General features: G+C 56.1%; 1 protein-coding gene and 1 pseudogene. One reads left to right on the top strand and one right to left on the bottom strand.

What is annotated here, in order from left to right; all coding sequences use genetic code 11:
* Positions 1 to 532: 532 nt before the first annotated feature.
* Entirely contained in the window at positions 533 to 991 is a 459-nt protein-coding gene (locus ABIB38_RS24145; RefSeq protein WP_429207343.1) for a MarR family winged helix-turn-helix transcriptional regulator, read from the top strand.
* A gap of 23 nt (positions 992 to 1014) precedes the next feature.
* On the opposite strand, the pseudogene ABIB38_RS24140 reads toward ABIB38_RS24145, so the two are convergent.
* Positions 1015 to 1311: pseudogene (locus ABIB38_RS24140) on the bottom strand (methyl-accepting chemotaxis protein); the annotation flags it as partial.
* Positions 1312 to 1409: the final 98 nt, after the last annotated feature.

Genomic DNA, 1409 nt, shown 5'->3' with positions numbered 1-1409 from the left:
GAACATTTGATAATTTAAGTAATCAAGAACCGAAGTTCTTGGCACCTTCATCAAACGCCCACACTTATCGACTGTTAATTTTTAAAGAACTTTATTCGGTACTGCATCCCTGCTGTGTGCTTCGAATCGTTTTGTTCGTCAGCAGCAGAGGAAAGAGAGTATGAAGTGTTTTTCGTTTTTCGTCAACCCCTCATTTCGCTTCGTCTCAGATTTCTCTGCAACCTTGCCAACGTAACCACTTGATTACGTTAACATTTTTCGGTCAGTGCCGAAGCGGAGGCGAACTATAGCAAAGCCCTAGCCGGTCGCGCAAGTGCTCAGCAATAATATTTTTCAACGATGAGGAAGCGGTGATGGCTCCTCGCATGCGCTGGCCTGGTCCTGTCGCTCACGCGCGAGATCGTCAATTCCCTGCATCGCGCAGATGGGTCAATGTGAGTGCTTGCACTGACGGTGGCGTTATATTGCCAATGCGGAAATGCGCGGTAGATCATCGCTTGCAATTAGCTAGCGTGCGACCTATATTGGGTCCATGAAAGCGAACACTTCCCCCTCCCCTGCGACGCCCATGCTCGATGAGCAGCTATGTTTCGCCCTGTACTCGACCTCACTGGCGATGATGCGGGTCTACCGTGGCTTGTTGCCCAAGCTCGGGCTAACCTACCCGCAATATCTCGTCATGATGGTGTTATGGGAGCAGGACCAGCTGACCGTGTCGGACATCGGCGAGCGCCTGTTCCTGGATTCCGCAACCTTGACACCATTGCTCAAGCGGATGGAAGCCCAGGGATTGGTGCAGCGTAACCGCGCGCGTAGCGATGAACGCCAGGTAATCATCAGCCTGACGGAAGAGGGCAACGCATTAAAGAAGGAAGCCGCCAGCGTGATGCCGGCGGTCTTGTGTGCGACCAAGTGCTCGGTCGATGAAGCGTCGGCCCTGCGCGATCAATTGGTGAACCTGCGCAAGAGCCTGAACGACAGCGCCGGCTAAGCGGCGTTCGCTAGATAAGCAGGTCAGCCCGCGATCCGCAGCGGGTTGCCCTCGGTGCTGATGCGGAACACGCGCACCGTGCGCAGCAGCACCGCCGACTGCTCCTTGAGCGCCGCGGCCGACGCGGCGGCCTGCTCGACGAGCGCAGCGTTCTGCTGGGTCGCCTCGTCCATTTGACCCACCGCATGGTTCACTTGCTCGATGCCGGCATGCTGGGCTTCGCTTGCGGTCGTAATTTCGGCGATGATGCCGCTGACTTCCTTCACGCTGGTCACGATGTCGTCCATCGTGGCGCCGGCTTGCTCCACCAGTTTTGACCCCGCATTGAATCGCCACGAGTTTCCTAGACACTCGCGAGCCGCTTGAAATACTGCTTTTCATACTCGACCGGCGACAAGTCATTGCTGGAGCTGTGCCG

The sequence above is a fragment of the Massilia sp. UYP11 genome, from assembly GCF_050434805.1.
Classification (GTDB): domain Bacteria; phylum Pseudomonadota; class Gammaproteobacteria; order Burkholderiales; family Burkholderiaceae_D; genus Telluria.
Note: the sequence above shows the minus strand (reverse complement) of the source record. Positions and strands in the feature narration are given on the sequence as shown.